Source organism: Streptomyces sp. MI02-7b, from assembly GCF_033793585.1.
Classification (GTDB): Bacteria; Actinomycetota; Actinomycetes; order Streptomycetales; family Streptomycetaceae; genus Actinacidiphila.
The window spans coordinates 80,607-98,779 of sequence record NZ_JARAWX010000024.1; the positions used below are offsets into that span (position 1 = coordinate 80,607).

Genomic DNA, 18,173 nt, shown 5'->3' on the forward strand with positions numbered 1-18,173 from the left:
GGCGCCCGAGGACGCGATCGACCGGCTACGCGCTTTACAGCTCTACCCGGCTATTCCTCCTGCCCGAGGAGGAACTGCATGATGCGCCTTCGGGAGACCGTAGGAACATCCCCACCAAGTTGGGGGTGCGGGTTGCCTGCAATCGGTACGCGGAAAGCGCCGTCCTTTCCAGCACCCGAGATCTGATATTTGACGTACGGTCCCTCGTGGACCTTGTCCGCGCTGGTACTCTCCGGATCGCCCGCTTCCATGAACAGCATCACGTTCGAATCTTCAGGTTTGTAGATTCGCGTCCCACGCCCACCCGTTGCAGAAGTGGGCTTCATCGGCGCCGTGGAAAATCCCGCCTTGTCAGCCAACTCAAGGACATACTCCTCGCTCTGGCCGCGAAGGTGCTCCGGGTCCATGAGTTTCTTGAGCGCCTGTGCGGTCGTCATACCACCGACCGAACTTGCGGCGGCCATCGGCTCGAGGCCGCTCCCCAGTCCGGTGTCGTACTGGCGGAGCCCGAAATCCTTCAGGGATGTCGCACTCGTCCGCGCCGCAGGACATTCGTCCTTCTCCACGCTTCCGCAGTACTTTCCCCAGAACAGCTCGCTCATCGCGGCCAGGCCCTCGGGCGTCTCCGCGCCATTCGCAAAGAAGTTTCTGTGCGCCCGCACCTCGTCGAGCGCATCGTTCCACGCCTTTTGCCCCTTCGACGACAAAGAGGTGGGAGCTTCCGACTGAATGGTCAGGCTTCCCTTTACCGACGGCTTGTCGCCACTGCTCTTCGCAGGCGCGGGGCTTGCCGCGGTGCCGTATTCGATATTGGGCTTGCTGCCCTTGCCGCAGTACTCGGTCTCGCCGCAGTCCCGCAGACCAGCGGGGTCACTGTTGGTAACAGGGTTGTTATGGCTGTAGGCGTAGCCGTTCATCTGTTGCGGGTCGCCCGTGTCCATGACGGGGTCGACGCTGAGGAAGCGGCCGGTGGCCTGGTCGTACTCGCGGGCGCCGAGGTGCGTGAGGCCGGTGGTGGGGTCGTCGGTGCCGCCGACGAAACCCTTCTGCCCCGGCCAGGACGTGGGCGCCTTGCCGCGGGAGCCGCCGAAGGGGGTGGCGCGGCGTTGCTGCATGGTGAGGTCAGTGGCGTTGACGGCGAGTTCGGAGGTGCCGTGGTGGTCGCCGAGGAGGAAGGAAAGTTTGCCGTCGTCGGTGCGGATGGCCTGGTTGCCGCCGCCGAGGTCGTAGTAGCGGGTGGCCTTGGCGGTCGAGGCGCCCTTGGCGAGGGTGAGTTCAGTGCCGCCGAGGTAGAGGGTGGTCTCGCTGTCGGTGCGGCGGATCAGGCGGTTGCCGTCGGCGTCGTAGACGTACGAGGTGGTCTTCGACCCTTCGGTGACCTTGGCGAGGTGGCCTTCGGCGTCCCAGTCGAGGGTCTGGGTGTCGCCGCCGACGGTGCGGGTGTGGGTGTTGCCGACCGTGTCGTAGGAGTAGGAGTCGACGGCGCTGCCGGTGGGGCCGGCCGTGGTGACCTGGGTCAGGCCGTGCGGGCGCGGGGCCTTGGGCGCGGGGTAGTCGTAGGTGCGGGTGACGTCCTGCACGGCGCTGCCGGCCGGGTCGTGCTGGGTTTCGGTGCGGCGGTTGCCGGTGGCGTCGTAGGTGTAGGACTCCCAGTACGGAGCCGGTCCTCCAAGCAGGGCGCCTGCTGTCGTGGCGCAGTCGTTGGCGCCCTGGGCCCAGGCGTCGGTGAGGCGGCCGAGGTGGTCGTAGGTGAAGCACTGGTTGTCGGTGCCGTCGCGCGAGGTGTCGGCGATCGAGGTGATGTTGCCGGCCTGGTCGTAGCCGTAGGTGGCGTACTTGTCGACCCCGGGCACGCCCTCACGGTCCACCCGTGAGGTGTTCAGGCGCTGCGTGCCCCACTGGTAGGTGTTGGTGACCTGGGTCTTCTTGCCGCCGCTCTGGTACGTGAACTGAAGCGGCTTGCCGGTCAGGCTGTAGGCCGTGTCGGTGATGTAGGTGACGCCGCCGGTGCCAGTGAGTGTGACCGGCCGCAGGACGTCGTCGTAGGTGGGGGTCAGCACATCGGAGGCCAGGGACCCGGCCGCCGGGTAGCTGGACGACTGGACCGTGCCATCCGGGTTGTACTTCGTGTTGACCTGGTAGGCGCCGGCCAGCGCGCCCTCCGACGCCGGGATCGTGGTCGTGACACGGTTCGGCCGGTACAGCGTGTCGTACACGTTGTACGTGGTGGTGAACGCCTGCCCGGACGCGCCGCCGACATAGCGGGTGGCGGAGGCCAGCTGCCCCTTCGCGCCGGACGGGTCCCAGACGTGCTTGGTCAGCAGCGCCCCGCTCACCGTGCCGTCGTGGGTCTCCAGCTCACGGCCCAGCCCGTCGTAGACATACGTGATGGTCTGCTTCGGGCTGCGCGCATCCGTGCTGGAGATCAGCAGGTTGCGGTCGTCGAAGGTGTAGTCGGTGTGGCCCTTGTCCGGGTCGTCGTCGGAGGTCTTGTTGCCGCGCTGGTCGTAGGTGTACGTCCACTGGTTGCCGACCGGGTCGGTGACGCCGGTCAGGTGCCCCGCCGGGTCGTAGCGGTAGTGCGTGGTGGTCGGCGTGCCCGTCGGGGTGGCGGCGTCGTACTGCAACAGGTCGGTCGTGCGGCCGCGGGCGTCGGTGACCGTCGTCGACGGGGTGCCCCCGTCCGGCGGTGTGACCGTGGTGCGGTCACCGCCGTACACGGTGCTGGTGGTGGCCAGCACCGCCCCGCCGTCGCTGTTGCCCGCCACCTGCTGGGACTTCACCACCCGGCCCATGCCGTCGTAGGTCGTCCAGGTCTGGGACTCCACCGCCAGCGCGTCATCGAGCTTGAGCAGCTCAGTGGAGGGTGCGGCCGTGTTGTAGTACGGCGCGAACGCCTTCGAGGTCAGGCCGCGCTCGTCGTAGAAGGTGTCGCTGACCAGCCGCCCGCCGTTCGGACCGGGCGCCTGACCCTGGCGGACCCGCAGGAAACCGTCGTACAGCGTGTACGAGGTGCGCTGGCCGCCGTCGTTCTTCACCGTCTTGCTCGCCACGGCCACCGGCTTGCCATCGGTGATCGTGTACGCGAACTCGTAGTTGGGCGTCTCGTTGTTGGCCTGCGACCGGTTCGGCAGCCAGACCTTCAGATTACGGCCCAGCGCGTCGTACGTGGTATCGGTCCGCTTGTTGTTCGTGTCCAGAACCGTGATCGGCAGGCCGCGCGCCGTGTCGTAGGTCGTGGTCGTGGACTGCGCGGTCGTTGCGACGCCGGGGGTGGCCGGCGGGCCGGTGACCGTCATCGTGGTCGGGAAACCGGTCGTCGGCGTGTAGACCGTGGTCGTCGTCCGGCCGTCAGTGCGATCGATTCGAACCGGCGCAGTACTCTCAGTGGCCGTGACCGTGCCCGTGATGTCGATGAGCTTCGTCAGGCGCCCGTACACCGGGTCGTATTCGGTGCCGGACTCCAGGTACGTGGCCGTCGTTCCGTCATGCGCCTTCAGGGTGGCCACCCTGGTCAGTTCGCCCTTGGTGGGGGTGGCGTTGTAGGCCAGCCCGTCGTAGGCGGTCCGGACGTCGGAGATGACGTCCTTCTTCCGGTCGGGAGTCGCGTCGCACTTCACCGCGACCGTCTCCACCCGCGACGGCTTGGTGAGGATCCAGGCCGTGGTGTTGTCCGCATACGTGGTGCGGGTGCAGCGGTCGTCGGCCGCCGTGCTCGTGTCGCCGAAGTCGTCACTCTGCGTGACCCGCCCAGCCCGGTTTTCACGGGTGCTGGTCTGGTAGGTGGTCCGCCACTTGGTGCCGACGCCGTCGTCGAGCGAGGTCCAGGTCCGGGTGGAGGCGACGCCGGTCAAGTTCGCGGTCGTCGTGCCCCAGGACCGCACACGAGTGGCGGTGGTGTAGTGCCACGGGGTGGTGACCGTCTTGTTCAGCACCCGGCCGCTGGGTCCGCTGTACTCCTCGGTCTTGTACTCGAACCCGGCCGCGGAGTCGTGGTCGGTGATCGTGCCGCCGTTGTCGTCCGGGACAGTGACGGTCTTGGTGCCGTCGTCGGTGGACGTGCCCTTGCGGTCACCGTCCATGCCGCGCAGGAACCAGTGGTCGGTCTGCGACCTCATGAGGTCCTGGCCGCCGGTCAGCTCGCGCACATGCCCGTAGCCGCGCCACTGCGACCAGGTCTTGTACTTCTCCTTCGTCAGCCCGTCGTCGTCGGCGAAATGCCACGCACCGCCGTCGAGGTACTGGTACCAGGTGACCATGTCCGGCGAGGAGTTCGTGCGGTCGGTCTCGGTCACCGAGTCGACCACGTACTTGTTGAACCACTGCAACGACGGATCCACGTCACCGGACTTGGTGAAGAACACCGGGTAGCAGCGCGTGGTGTTCGTCTGCGGCGCCGGCAGATGATCGGCGTCGCACTCGGCCGCGGAGTAGTTCACGTCGATCTGGCCGCCGGACTCGTCCGCCACCGTCGACAGGCGCTCCTTGATGAACGGAGCGGTGTCGTCCCCGGGGATGTCCAAGCGATTGGCCGCCTGGCTGTAGCCGAAGGTGACCTTCGGCAGGGTGATGTTCGGCGTCGCGGACTTGCCCGTGTGCTGGATCGAATCCAGCAGCAACTGGTAGTCGATGTCCGCCATGCCCCAGCGCTGACCCAGCGCCCACGTGTCGATCGGCGCATAGGTGCCGTCCGACTTCAGCACCTGCGTCGTGACACCCGTCAGGCGCTTGCGCGTCCAGAAACTCGGCGACGCCGACTTCGTGCAGTCCTCACCGGACTTGCAGTTCAGGTCCCACGGCGTGTCGTACCAGTAGAACTTCTTGTCGTCGATCGTCGAGGCGTCGCAGGTCACCCCGGTCTGCGGCAGGCAGCGCTCCGCGTTGGCGAACGTCACCTGCGCCAGCGCCTTCGCCGAGTAGACCGTGGTGCTGCGCAGCCCGTAGTCGATGTGATCGACGTAGCCGCCGCGGTCGTAGACCGTCTCGTCGGCGGCCTTCAGATTCCGCGCGTAGTAGTTCGATTCCTTCTTGTAGTAGTACGCGATCGCGTTGCCGTGCACATCGACCGCGTAGTCCAGGTTCCAGCGGTACGCCTGCTGGCACCAGGAATCCGCGAACGCAGACTGGTGGCACGGCTCGCCCGCGTCGTCACCGAAGACCGGGACCGTCCACGTCGAATCCGTGGTCGCCTTGCCCGACGCCCACCCCGGCAGGCGGTTGTAACCGAAGAAGTACTGGGTGCCGTCGGTCGTCGTCACCTTCCAGTACTCGTCGTTGCGCGCCCCATTGCCCCGCACATCACTCGTGGAGCCGTAGACCCGCTCAACCTTGGTGCCGTCGTCACCCTTCAACTTGAACGAGTTCGTTCCGTCCGGGATCAGCTCACCCGCATGCCCGTCGAAGGAGATCGTGGCGTTGTCGTACGCCCAGCACATGTCGCCCGGCTTGTTGCCGTCCGCGTTCTTCACATCGTCATCGGCACACGGCTTGTAACTGCGCTCGATGGACCCCGGCCACAGGCTGAAGCCGTCACCGACCCAGGACGACTGGTTGTTCGTGGAAGACGTACGGCCGTCGATGCCGCCCGATGAGTACGACAGACCCACCTTGGGTGTGAGGCCCCCAGGAACACTCGGCACCGGCATGTCGTAGGACCACGAGAAACTGCCCGAGTTCAGACTCGTCGACCACGTCGCGGAAGCGGACAGCGAACTGGCGGTGTAGTCGCCGTGGTCGCTGGACGTGCCACCCGCGGCGGCCGTCGTCGCCGCGAACAGCACCGGACCGGTGGCGGAAAGAGTCGTGGTGGTGGACAGCCTGCCGCCGTCGTTTCGTGAGGCGACCGGCTGACCCGCACGGCACCGCGCGAGCTCCGGCGCCGTCGCCGCACACGCCGGCATCCGCACCAGCTTCAGACGCGCCGCGTACGCACCGCCGTAGCTCTGCGCGAACGCGGACGTGTCCACGTCCACACCGACCCGGCCGCCCGTCGCACCCGGCTCGCGCCCGACGGAGAACAGCAGCCCGTCCACGCCCGCCTTCCGCGCGGCCGCGGCGTCCAGCACCCGCACTGTCGCACGTCCGTCGAGGGCGCCCCCAGTCTTGCTGGCCGCGGGCGTCGTCAGTGACACCGGCAACGAACCCGCCTGCCGCGTCACCGCCTTGGCACCCGGGCTAAGCGTCACCGTCGCCGACCCGGCCTCGGGCACCGCATGCCGCGGCGCACTCGCCGGCATCTTCCGTTGCCCGTCCGTGCCACGCGGCGAGGACGTCACGCCGTGCCCGCTCAGCGGCTTCTCGGATGCCGGGATACCCGGCATGTCGTCGGCGACCGCCGCGGACGTCGTCACTGCCTGCAGCAACGTCCCGACCAGCACAGCGGAGACGGCCACCGCGATTCTGCGGCGCAACCGAACCCTTGACTGCCTGCGCATTCCCCACCCGTTCTGTCGAATTCCATGCATGCTCGAGAAGCTCCCCGCGCGGGGGCGACCCAGGGGGTCCAGCCCCGCGCGGGGAGGATGGTGCGGTGGTGCCGGGTTGTTACGGACCGGGGACCGTGCCCAGGTCCTCGCCGTTGGCGAGGCGGGCGATCTGGTCGTCGGAGGCGACACCCTGGAAGGTCCACACGTCGTCGATCACGCCGGGCCAGTACTCGCCCCACGTGCCATCGGTCTTGCCGCGGCCGAGCTGCAGCCCGGCAGTGGCGTTGAACGGCAGGACGTTGGAGTTCCACGACACCGCGTCCGTGCAACCGGGGACGTCAGGACTGCCGTCCTGGTCGCCGTCCGAGCACACGACCTGTTCCAGGTTGCCGTCCACATACAGCCGCATCTGGTCGGCGAAGGCGTCGTAGACCACCGCCAGATGGTTCCAGCTGGTGTTGTTCATGAAGTTGGGGTGCTCGGCCGTCGCGACGACCGCCCCCTTCACGTCCGAGCCCGGCATCGCCAGCTGCCATCGCCCGGCGTTCGCCGGATCGGTGGCACTCGGCACGTAGCGCACCGAGAAGCCGCTGTTGACGGCGCCCGCCTGCGAGAAGACCGTCACGGGGTGGTCCGGCCGGGCCGCGGTACTCACCCAGGCCGTCGCCGTGAAGCTCGTGCCGGTGGACACCGGCGAGGTGGCGGTGGACGCGTAGTCGCCGTCGCCGTCCAGCAGCAGGCCGCCGGTGCCGACGTAGTTGGAGTTGCCCGAGTCGTCGATGGCCGCGTTGCCGCCCAGCGTCAGCGTGCGCTTGCCCGCGGAGTCGTCGGCGGACGTGACCGGGGTCCCGGTGCCGGCGTCGAGCTTCCAGCGGCCCTGGACAACCGGCCGTGCCTTGTTGAGGTCTTTGACCTCGTCGTCGGACAGCGCCCGGTCGAAGACCCGCACGTCGTCCAGGTCGCCCTTGAAGAAGCCCTGGGCACCGCCGGTTTCCTTGTAACCGAGGGTCATGTGGGACACCGCCAGCCACGGAGTGGTGAAGGGCTGCGTGTCCTTCAGCACGCCATCGACGTAGAGCCGGATCTGCCCGGCGTCGAGGTCGTACACACCGACCACGTGCGTCCACTCACCGAGGCGTGCGGCCGCGCAGTTCACGTTCGGGTCGCAGGCGTTCTCCTGGGCCCGGACGAGACCGGTGGTCGTGGTGTCCTCCTTGGCCCGCATGAACACCCAGCCGCCCAGCGCCGACGAGTGGTACAGCTCGTAGCCCGCGGCGTTGACGGAGCCCTGCGTGGCGACCGTCATGGCCTTTTGCGGCTTGTCCTTGGGCAGGCGCGCCCACAGGGAGATCGCGAAGCTCTGATACGTGTCCAGCACGGGCTGCTGCGTGACGATGCCGTCGTCGACCCCGTCGAAGGTCGCCGCCGTGCCGTCCACGCCGCCGGTGCCGAGGACGGCGCCGCCGTTGACGGTGGCGTTCACCTGCTGGGCACGGCCCACGACCGAGGTCGCGCTCGCGTCCTCGTCCAGCGGCCAGACCAGCTTGGCCGGGCGGGCGGTGTTCACCGGCTGCTTGGCGTAGAGCTTGGCGATCTGGCTGTCGGTCAGCTGGTAGTCGAAGAGCTGGGCCTCGTCCAGGTCACCGGTGAACCAGTTGCTCACCACGCCGTAGTGCTGCGCGGCACCCAGGATCGTGCGTCCGCGGGCGTCCCAGGGGCCGGGGAACGACGCCGTGCCGACCTGGGCCCCGTTGACGTAGAGCTTCAGTTCCTTGGTGGTGTTGTTGAAGACACCCACCACATGCGTCCAGGTGCCCAGACGGGCGGCGGCGCAAGCGGTGTCACTGGCTGGACACGGTGGCTGTGAGGCCCGCACCGCGGTCGTGCCCTGGGCGTCCTGCACGTGCCGCAGCAGCTGCCAGCCACCGAGGGTCGTGGAGTAGTAGATCTCGAAGCCGCTGGTGTTGGCACCCGCCTGCGAGATGGCGACCGGCGCTCCGCCGGGGTAGTCGGCGGGCAGTTTCGCCCAGATCGACACGGAGAAGCTCTTGCCGGTGTTCAGGACGGGCGAGACGGTCGCGGCGTAGCCGTCGACACCGTCGACGTGCAGGCCGCTCCCGGACACGCCCTCACCGCCCGGCGTCGCCCCGCCGTACAGCTGGGCCGGCCACTCGCCGCCGGAGCCGCTGACCGTGGTCGCACCCGCGGGCTCGTTGAGCTTCATGGTCAGTCGGTCGGGCTGACCGGCGTTGACCCGGAACTGGTAGGTGCGGATCTCACTGCCGTTGCCGGCCGCGTCGAAGGCCTGGGCGGTGATGAAGTTGACCCCGGACTTCGTCGGCATGAACTTGGTGCTCTGCGCCGCGCCGCCGGTGGTCGTGAGCGTGTGGGCGCTGGTGGGGTCGCCGTTGATGCCGAACCAGTACTTCACCACATCCGTCGCAGTGGAGTCGATCGTGAACGTGCCGTACCGGCCCACGCCGTCCAGCCAGGGGTCGTTCGGGTCCTCCGGGTCGGAGGCCGGGTACTGCGTGGAGGTGATGGAGGGACCAGCGGGCGCGTTCGGGTCGTAGTACACCAGGCAGTCCGTCGCCGACCCCGAGTAGCTCCACGGCGACCACTGCGCGCTGTCGTAGGCCCGCACGTGCCAGCCGACCTTCTTGCTCTTGGGAAGCGTCGACGGCAGCTTGATCGAGAAGTCCGACCCCGACTTCTTGTACGTCGTCATCGCGGACGTCCAGCGGGACGTGTAGCCCTTGCCGTCACCGGTGTCCCACGAGGCCTGGAACTGCACCGCGACGTTGTCGCCGTCCGGGTCGGTGACGTCGTTGGCGCGGATCGTCGGCAGGATCCGGGCCTGCTTCATGGTCGAGGAGCAGGCGCCACCCGGGTCCTGGGTCAGCTGCGACATGCGGATCTGCGGCGGCGGGCGGTTGTACTCCACCCGCAGGAACGCGTCGTCGGAGAACCGCTTCCATCCCGAGGAGGAGTTCTCGTCCTTCGCCCGCAGGCCGAACGTCGTGGTCGACCAGCCGTTGTCCGCGGCCTGCTGCACCGCGCGTCCCGCCCAGAACTCCACGGTGCCGCCGGGGCAGCTGCTGCTCCAGCCCTTCGCCGCGCTCACCGTCTGCTGCAGGTCGATCCAGAAGCTGTCGTTGTTCTGCGTGTTCCACGTGGTCGAGGAGCTGACGCCCTTGGTGCGCCACAGCTGTACGTCGGACTTGGTGCAGCTGTCGGAGTACGTCTCATTGGCCACGAAGGTCGCCGACAGAATCGACTTTCCGGCGAACTTCGACGTCGGAACCGTGTAGAAGATCCGCTTCAGGTCCTCGGGGGCACAGCGCGCGTCGCCCACGCAGTACCCCATGCCCGAATCGGAGTTGCCGTTGAACTTCCACTGTGGGGACGAAGCCCAGTAGCGGGACACGAACGTCCAGTTGGACGCCTTCGGGGAGTACCACTGGGGATCGATGAAGACCGGGAATGTGGCGTTCTTCAAGAGCCGCTGGTCGGGCTTGAGTACCAGCTGGTCGTCCGCCGCGGGCACACTCACCGCGATCGGGGCGATGTTCGCGGAGGAGCCGGGGCCGCCGTCCGGGCCGGCCGGAGCGTCGGCCACCGCCGCCTCGGCGGATCGCGTGGCGGCGGCCGGAGCCGTACTGGAGTCCCACATCATCGGCCGGGGCGCCTCGAAGACCGGGCCACCTGCGCCCTTGTCGATCGCCGCGAGACCGCCGTCGGCGGTGGTGCGCACGTCCATGCCGTCCGCGTCCATCGCGAGCCTCAGCTCGGCCAGCTTCGGGTCGGCCGCCGCCTGCGGGGTCTTGACGACCAGCACTTCCGAGGCACCGTCGACGCTTGCCTTGACCCGCAGGTCGACGTCCTTGAGTACCGACCGGTACGTGGCGGTGCTGCCCTCGATCACCGGCTCCGGCAGCGCCGTCGGCCACGAGAGTGCCAGCGTCCGGCCCGCTCGGGTCAGCGTGATCAGCGGCTGCTTGTCACCGCCACCGGAGAAAGCGATCTCCATCGAGGCCACCTTCGGCCCGACGGAACCGTCCGCCCGCTTCACCAGTCCGGTGTCGACCGGCTTCCACTGGCCGTCCACCCGCGCCCGCACCGGGCGCACATGCTCCACCGCCTCGAAGTTGCCGTTCGGCAGCGCGTACGTCTCACTCGTCTCACCGCGCAGGGAGGCGATCTCCACCTTCTCGCCCGAGCGCGCGGCCCGGCTGAACGCGGCGTGCTCGGACGCCGTCCCCGCCACCGGCGTCCCCGCCGACGCGGCGTGCGCGGCAGGAGCGGAGAACCCCAGGGCCGGCACCGCGGCGAGAAGCGCCAACCCCGTGACTGCCGACGCCCAACGTCTCCCCGTGTCCGGCTTCACACCGGCAGCACGGCGTGACCAACCCCACTCCATAGCTCCACCCCTGACTCACAAGATCTGCACAGCAGCGGTGATCAAACCCCGGCCGTCTTCGGGGGGTCAACGGCCGACCGGCGGCGGGGAACGACCTGTAAGGGACATGGCCGGATCAGGACGAGAGAGAGCGAATGGCGTGTTATCCACACATGAACGGAGGGCGAATCCAAGAGGTCTGCCGGGTTTTCACCCGAACGGCGTGGCCGGTCCGACCTGGGAGGACCGGTTCGGCGAACTCATGGAAGGAGGGTGTCCACAGGTGTCCCCTGTCCGTGCCGGCACCCGGCTCCGCCGGAGCCGGCGCTGCACGCCCGCGCGAAGACATGGGGGCGGAGCGGCGCTGGCGTACACCGGCCGCGCCCGCCCGGGGTGGGAGGCGCTGAACCACGGGAACGTGCGCCCCCCGCACGGCGAAGGTGCCCGGAGGGCGGCAACGCGGGCGATTCGCTGGTGCGCTGCGCCGCGTTGTGGTTACCTGGCGTCATGACCGTGCTTGTGAGCCGACGCCACGTGGACTACGTGCGCGTCACCAGCATGAGTTGTCGCGCCGCGCGCTGACGCCGCGCTTTCCGGCGTCCTGCCGCCGCTTCCCTTCCGGCCGCTGATCATCCGGGCCTTCGGCTGCCCGTCCCGGGACGATTCCCGCGTTCGCGTACGCCGTCGGCATGCCCGCACGCCCGCACATTCCCGTACGCGCACCAAGGGAGAATCATGAGCCAGCCCATCGACTCCGTGACCGCGGGGCACACCCCGGAGGAGGCCCCGGCGGGGCCGGACACCTCGGCGTGGTCGTTCGAGACGAAGCAGATCCACGCCGGCGCCGCGCCCGACCCCGCCACCGGGGCCCGCGCCACGCCGATCTACCAGACGACCTCGTTCGTCTTCCGCGACACGCAGCACGCCGCCGACCTCTTCTCGCTCGCGGAGCCGGGGAACATCTACACCCGGATCCACAACCCGACCCAGGACGTGCTCGAACAGCGCGTCGCGGCGCTGGAGGGCGGCGTGGCGGCGGTCGCGCTGTCGTCGGGCCAGGCGGCGGAGACGCTGGCGATCCTCAACGTGGCCTCGTCCGGGGACCACATCGTCTCCAGCACCTCGCTGTACGGCGGCACGTACAACCTCTTCCGGCACACGCTCCCGAAGTTCGGCATCCAGGTGTCGTTCGTCGACGACCCGGACGACCTGGACGCCTGGCGCGCGGCGATCCGCCCCGAAACCAAGGCGCTGTTCGCCGAGACGCTGGGCAATCCGCGCGGCAATGTGCTCGACGTGCGGGGTGTCGCGGACGTGGCGCACGAGGCGGGCGTGCCGCTGATCGTGGACAACACGGTGCCCACGCCGTACCTGCTGCGGCCGATCGAGCACGGCGCGGACATCGTGGTGCACTCGGCGACCAAGTTCCTCGGCGGACACGGCACGACCATCGGCGGGGTCGTCGTGGACGGGGGCACCTTCGACTTCGGCGCCCACGCCGGGCGCTTCCCCGACTTCAGCGAGCCCGACCCCAGTTACCACGGCCTGCGCTACTGGCCGGCGCTGGGCCCGGGGGCCTACGCCGTCAAGCTGCGCGTGCAGTTGCTGCGCGACCTCGGCCCGGCGATCGCCCCGCACTCGGCCTTCCTGCTGCTCCAGGGCATCGAGACGCTGAGCCTGCGCATCGAGCGCCATTCCGCCAACGCCCAGGCCCTGGCCGAGTGGCTGGAGCGGCGTGACGAGGTGGCCGCGGTGCACTACCCGGGACTGCCGTCGAACCGCTGGTACGAGGCGGGGCAGCGCTATCTGCCGCGCGGCGCGGGCGCGGTGCTGGCCTTCGAGCTGCGGGACGGGGTCGAGGCGGGCAAGCGGTTCGTCGACGCCGTCGAACTCTTCAGCCACCTCGCCAACATCGGCGATGTGCGCAGCCTGATCATCCACCCGGCGTCCACGACCCACAGCCAGCTGGACGACACGCAATTGGCGGCCACCGGCACCTCGCCGGGCCTGGTGCGCCTGTCCGTCGGCATCGAGAACCTCGCCGACCTCAAGGCCGACCTGGAGGCCGGTTTCCGCGCGGCCAAGGCCGCGTCCTGAACGCCGTGACCGACACCGCGGTCCCCCTCCCGCCGGCCTCCGGGGCCTGGCGGGAGGGGGACCCGCCCGGCCGCCGCAGGTGGCACGCACGGGAGAGGCCGCTGCCGCTGGAGTCGGGCGGCGAACTCCCGGGGGTGCGCGTCGCGTACGAGACATGGGGGCGCCTCGCGCCGGACGGCTCCAACGCGGTGCTGGTGCTGCACGCCCTCACAGGGGACAGCCACGCCGCGGGACCCGCGGAGCCCGGGCACCCGACACCCGGCTGGTGGGACGGGCTGATCGGGCCCGGCGCGGCGCTGGACACCGGCCGCTGGTTCGTCGTGGCTCCCAACGTCGTGGGCGGGTGCCAGGGCAGCACCGGGCCCTCCTCCCTCCGGCCGGACGGCCGGCGCTGGGGCGGGGCCTTCCCGTACCTGACGCAGCGCGACCAGATCGCCGCGGAGGCGGATCTGGCGGACGCGCTGGGCATCGGCCGGTGGGCCCTCGTCGTGGGCGGTTCCATGGGCGGGATGCGGGCGCTGGAGTGGGCGGTGTCGTATCCGGAACGCACCCGATCGCTGCTGCTGCTCGCCTGCCCGCCGGCGGCGAGCGCGGAGCAGATCGCCTGGGCGAACGTCCAGTTGCACGCCATCCGCGACGACCCGCACTGGCGGGGCGGCGACTACCACGACGCCGCCCCGGGCCAAGGTCCGCACGCGGGGCTGGGGTTGGCCCGTCGGCTCGCACACGTCACCTACCGCAGCGAGCGGGAGCTGACCGTCCGCTTCGGGCGTTCCCCTCAGGAGGCGGAAGACCCGTCGCGCGGCGGCCGCTACCAGGTCGAGTCCTACCTCGACCATCACGCCGCCAAGCTCGTCCAGCGCTTCGACGCGGCCAGTTACGTCGTCCTGACGCAGGCCATGAACTCCCACGACGTCGGCCGCGGCCGCGGAGGCATCGCCTCCGCCCTGCGCCGCGTCACCGCCGACACCCTCGTCGCCGGAGTCTCCTCCGACCGCCTCTACCCCCTCCCCCAGCAGCACGCACTCGCCTCCGGCATCCCGGCCGCGGACCGCCTGCGGGTGATCGACTCCCCGCACGGCCATGACGGCTTCCTCATCGCCACGGACCAGGTCGCCGCGCTCGTCCGGGAACTGCTCGGCTAGTCCCCGCCGGCCCCGGCCTGCGGCGCCGGTCCGCGGCCTTCGCACCGCGCGGTGCACGGTGTCCTGGTCCGCACGGTCCGTAAGATCCGCTATGTGGCAAGTGCAGCGGATCGTGAGCAGCCGTCGGGCGCGTCCGACGACGACGGCACGCGGCTGACGGACACCGGACGGGTCGAGGCCTTCAGCGACGGCGTGTTCGCCATCGTGATCACGCTGCTCGTGCTCGACCTCTACGACCACGACTTCCGGTCCGGTGACCTCGCGTCGGCCCTGGTCGCGCAGTGGCCCGCCTATGTGGCATTCGTCGTCTCGTTCGTCTATGTGGGCGTGATCTGGCTCAACCACCACGCGCTCTTCCGGCGGATCCGCCGGATGGACTGCGGCCTGCTGTGGATCAACCTCGCGATCCTGTTCAGCACCGTGATCGTGCCCTTTCCCACCGCGGTTCTCGGGGACGCCCTGGCCAAGGGCGGAGGCGCGGACGACCAGCGGGTCGCGGTGGTCCTGTACGCCCTGGTCGCCGCCGTCATGTCGGCGCCGTGGTGGGGGGTGTTCACGTATCTGTGCCACCGTCCTGCCCTGGTGGAGCCCGGCGTTCCGCCCCGTTACCTCCGGGCGCAGCGGATCCGGCCGCTGACCGGCCTCGTCCTCTACGTGGTCTGCGGGGTGGGCGGGTGGTTCGTCGGCCCGGTCGTCGGGATGGTCTGCATCGGCGTGGTGATCCTCTATCACGCCCTCACCAGTGAGGGCCTTCACCAAGGACCGGCCGGCCGCCTCTTCGGCGTTTTCAAGCGCTGAGTCCCCCGTCCGGGGTGAGCACGACACGCTGCCCGGGCGCCTCCGGCGCGGTCCAGACCTGCTCGACCCGGGAGAGCGGGACGGGAAGGGTGTCGACAGCGAGGGTGCCAGAGGTGATGAGTTCGGCGAGCAGGGGGAGTTCGGCGAGGATGCCGGCGGTGCTGACCGAGCCTTGGCCACTGCCCATGAGCTGGAGGTTCGCGCCGCGCAGGAAGGCCGAGGGCAACGTGATGTCCGGCCCGGCGACGGAGCCGATCTGGACCCAGGCGAGGGGCCTGGCGCGTTCGGCGCGAGCGGTCAGCAGAGCGGGCAGGGCGTGCTCGGTGGCCGGCCCCCAGACGTAGTCCAGGACGATGTCGACGTCACCGGCGGCGCGCCCGAGGTGGTCTGCGGTCTTCTCGGGGTCGCCGCGGAGGGGGACGGTCTCGTCGGCGCCGAGGCCGAGGAGCAGCGCGAGACGTTCGGGGTCTCGGCCGGCGGCCACGACGTGGGCGGCGCCGAGGTGTCGGGCGATCCGGACGGCGAGCCGTCCGGCGCTGCCGGTGGCGCCCAGGACCAGGACGGAGGCGCCGGGCCGCAGGGGTGCGCGCCGGCGCAGGGCGACCCACGAGGACATGGCGGGGTTCATGGCGGCGGCCACCGCGACCGGGTCGGTGCCCGCGGGCAGGGTGACGGCGCGGCGGCGGTCGACGACGGCCCGTTCGGCCATGGTGCCCGTCGCGCCGTCCGGGGCCACGAAGTAGAGCAGTTCGCCCCGCGGGGTGCGGCCGACCGCGTCGATGCCCGGGACCAGGGGCAGGACGCCTTCCGAGGTGTAGTGGCTGCCGTCGGCGCCGGAGCGCACCCGGGGGTGGAGCCCGGCGGCCAGGACGTCGACGAGGATCTCGTGCTCCCCGCGCGGCTCTGGGGTGGCGACGGTGCCGTAGCGGGGCGGTGCGTCGAAGGAGTGGACGACGGCGGCGCGCATGGAAAACCTCCTGGACGGCCAGCGGGCACTGATAGTTTGTTGCACGTACTACTTTGAATTTAGTTTGTGCCACGTACCATGTCAAGCGAAGGCAGCCCATGACCCAGAACCGCGAACCGGACCTCACCGAGGGACCGCAGAACACGCTGGACGCCCTCGCCCAGCTGTCGTTCCTGATCCAGGGCGCCCTGTCGCGCGTCGCCGCGGAGCACGACCTCTCGCTCCCCCAGGTCCGGCTGCTCGGCATCCTGCGCGACCGCCGGCCCGGCATGCTCGAACTCGCCCGCCATCTGGGCCTGGACAAGTCCTCGATGACCGGACTCGTCAGCCGCGCGGAGAAGCGCGGGCTGGTCGAACGACTGCCCTCGCCCCACGACGGGCGCGGCGTCCTGGTCGGCCTCACACCGCTCGGGCGGGAGCTCGGCAGCCGGTGCACCGACGAGATGGAGCAGCACGTCGCGGCGTTGACGGCCGGCCTGACACCCGTCGAGCACACCCTCCTCCGCATCGTGGCCACCAAGCTCCTGGACGCCGCCGGACAGTGACCGGGCGACCGCGCACGGCGAGTCGGCGGGGGTTCGCCCCCCGGCCACCCAATGGCCACTCCCCGGTCGCGTCGCCCTGTGACGGTCGGAGAAGTTGGCTATACAACTTTGCCGAGGAGAGAGACATGACCCCCCTGACCGCCTTCCCGGTCGACGAGCTGCCCGCGATGTGGCTGCGCGACAACTGCCCCTGCACGGACTGCCGCGACCCGCGGTCGGGCCAGAAGCTCTTCCAGATCGGCGCCCTGCCCGACGGGCTGCGGGTCGAGACGGCGACCGACGTCACCGGCGACGCCGCCGGGCCCGCGGTCGAGGTCGTCTGGGCGCCCGACGGTCACCGGTCCGCCTACCCCGTGGCCTGGCTCGCCGCCCACCGGCCCGGCGGCACCTCGTACGGGGACCGGCGCACCGAGCACGGCAAGGAGCTGTGGCGGGCCCGCGATCTGTCCGGCCGGCTGCCCGAGGCGGACTGGGACGCCTACCTGGGCGAACCGGGGTTGCGCGCACGCCTGCTGGAGTCCGTCCTGCGGCTCGGCTTCATGCTGCTGCACCGGGTGCCGGAGCGCGAGGGGCAGGTGCTCGCCGTGGCGGAGACTTTCGGCTTCGTCCGCGAGACCAACTACGGCAAGCTCTTCGACGTCCGCGTAGAGCCCGACCCGAACAACCTCGCCTTCACCTCGGTCGCCATCACGCCGCACACCGACAACCCGTACCGCGACCCCGTCCCGACGATCCAGCTGCTGCACTGCCTGGTCAACGACGCGGAGGGCGGCGACTCCGGCCTCGTCGACGGCTTCGCCGCGGCCGCGATGCTGCGCCGCGAGGACCCGGAGGCGTTCGCCGTCCTCAGCCGGACGCCCGTGCCGTTCGTCTTCCGCGACGCGGGGACCGAGCTGCGCGCCGACCGCCCCCTGATCGGCACGGACGCCCTCGGCCGGGTGCGGGAGGTGCGCTTCAACAACCGCTCCATCGGCGCCCTGCGGCTTCCGGCCGCCGAGCTCGAGGCCTTCTACGCGGCGTACCGGACCTTCGCGGAGCTGCTGCTCCGACCGGAACTGCAGCTGGACCTGCGCCTTTCGCCCGGCGACTGCCTGGTGTTCGACAACACCCGTCTGCTGCACGCCCGTACCGCCTTCGCCGCGGACGGGGCACGTCACCTGCAGGGCTGCTACGCCGACCTCGACGGCCTCGCCGGCAGCCTGGCCGTGCTGCGGCGCGCGGACACCCTGGAGCCGCTGGCCGAGTTGTTCGCCGGCGCGGGATCGGCGGAGTACCTGGGCGAGTCGGTCTCCATGGCCCAGCACATGCTGCAGGCGGGCGCCCGGGCCGAGGCCGCCGGCGCCGCGCCGCACCTGGTGGCGGCTGCGATGCTGCACGACGTCGGGCACTTCGCGGGCGAGGTCACCGGGCAGGACCTGATGGACGGCACCGACAACCGGCACAGCCACACCGGCGCCGACCTGCTGGCCCGGTGGTTCGGACCGGAGGTCACCGAGCCGGTGCGGCTGCACGTCGCCGCCAAGCGCTACCTGTGCGCGGTCGAACCGGGGTACCACGACCGGCTGTCGGAGGCGTCCAAGCACACGCTGGCCGTCCAGGGCGGCCCGATGACGCCGGAGCAGGCGGCCGCCTTCGCCGCGCTGCCGGGCGCGGCCGACGCGGTCGCCGTCCGCCGCTGGGACGAGGCCGCGAAGGACCCCGACGCGTTCACCCCCCCGTTCGAGCACTTCGTCCCTCTGCTCGCCGCGCTGGTGCGCGGATAGGGCAGGCACGGTGCGGGGGGCTTCGCGGCTGGGC

Annotated in this window: 8 protein-coding genes; 5 read left to right on the forward strand and 3 right to left on the reverse strand. The window is 70.2% G+C overall.

What is annotated here, in order from left to right:
* Window positions 1–50: 50 nt before the first annotated feature.
* Window positions 51–6,131 (reverse strand): RHS repeat-associated core domain-containing protein, encoded by a 6,081-nt coding sequence (locus tag PV364_RS31885; protein ID WP_319663983.1) that lies wholly within the window; start codon window positions 6,129–6,131, stop codon window positions 51–53.
* A gap of 412 nt (window positions 6,132–6,543) precedes the next feature.
* Window positions 6,544–10,767, reverse strand: a complete 4,224-nt coding sequence (locus PV364_RS31890; RefSeq protein WP_319663984.1) for a LamG-like jellyroll fold domain-containing protein — start codon at window positions 10,765–10,767, stop codon at window positions 6,544–6,546.
* A gap of 792 nt (window positions 10,768–11,559) precedes the next feature.
* Here PV364_RS31890 and PV364_RS31895 point away from each other — a divergent pair.
* From PV364_RS31895 to PV364_RS31905, 3 genes are all read left to right on the forward strand, one after another.
* Window positions 11,560–12,921: a bifunctional o-acetylhomoserine/o-acetylserine sulfhydrylase gene (locus tag PV364_RS31895; protein ID WP_319663985.1), complete on the forward strand. Its 1,362-nt coding sequence runs from the start codon at window positions 11,560–11,562 to the stop codon at window positions 12,919–12,921.
* A 5-nt stretch (window positions 12,922–12,926) separates the two neighbouring features.
* Window positions 12,927–14,066, forward strand: coding sequence for a homoserine O-acetyltransferase MetX (gene metX / locus PV364_RS31900; RefSeq protein ID WP_415924628.1), 1,140 nt, complete (start codon window positions 12,927–12,929; stop codon window positions 14,064–14,066).
* Window positions 14,067–14,159: 93 nt separating this feature from the next.
* A complete protein-coding gene (locus PV364_RS31905; RefSeq protein WP_319663986.1) occupies window positions 14,160–14,864 on the forward strand; it encodes a TMEM175 family protein in 705 nt (234 codons plus the stop codon).
* On the opposite strand, the gene PV364_RS31910 is transcribed toward PV364_RS31905, so the two are convergent.
* The gene (locus PV364_RS31910) at window positions 14,854–15,831 is read right to left on the reverse strand and encodes a zinc-binding alcohol dehydrogenase family protein (RefSeq protein ID WP_319663987.1); all 978 of its coding nucleotides are present in this window, start codon (window positions 15,829–15,831) and stop codon (window positions 14,854–14,856) included. The two genes, PV364_RS31905 and PV364_RS31910, sit on opposite strands and share 11 nt — an antisense overlap.
* A gap of 98 nt (window positions 15,832–15,929) precedes the next feature.
* Here PV364_RS31910 and PV364_RS31915 point away from each other — a divergent pair, with 98 nt between their 5' ends.
* Complete coding sequence (locus PV364_RS31915) at window positions 15,930–16,376, forward strand: MarR family transcriptional regulator (protein ID WP_319663989.1); 447 nt, start codon at window positions 15,930–15,932, stop codon at window positions 16,374–16,376.
* Window positions 16,377–16,501: 125 nt separating this feature from the next.
* On the forward strand, window positions 16,502–18,139 hold the full coding sequence (locus tag PV364_RS31920; protein WP_319663990.1) for a phosphonate degradation HD-domain oxygenase: 1,638 nt from the start codon (window positions 16,502–16,504) through the stop codon (window positions 18,137–18,139).
* The last annotated feature ends 34 nt before the right edge of the window (window positions 18,140–18,173 follow it).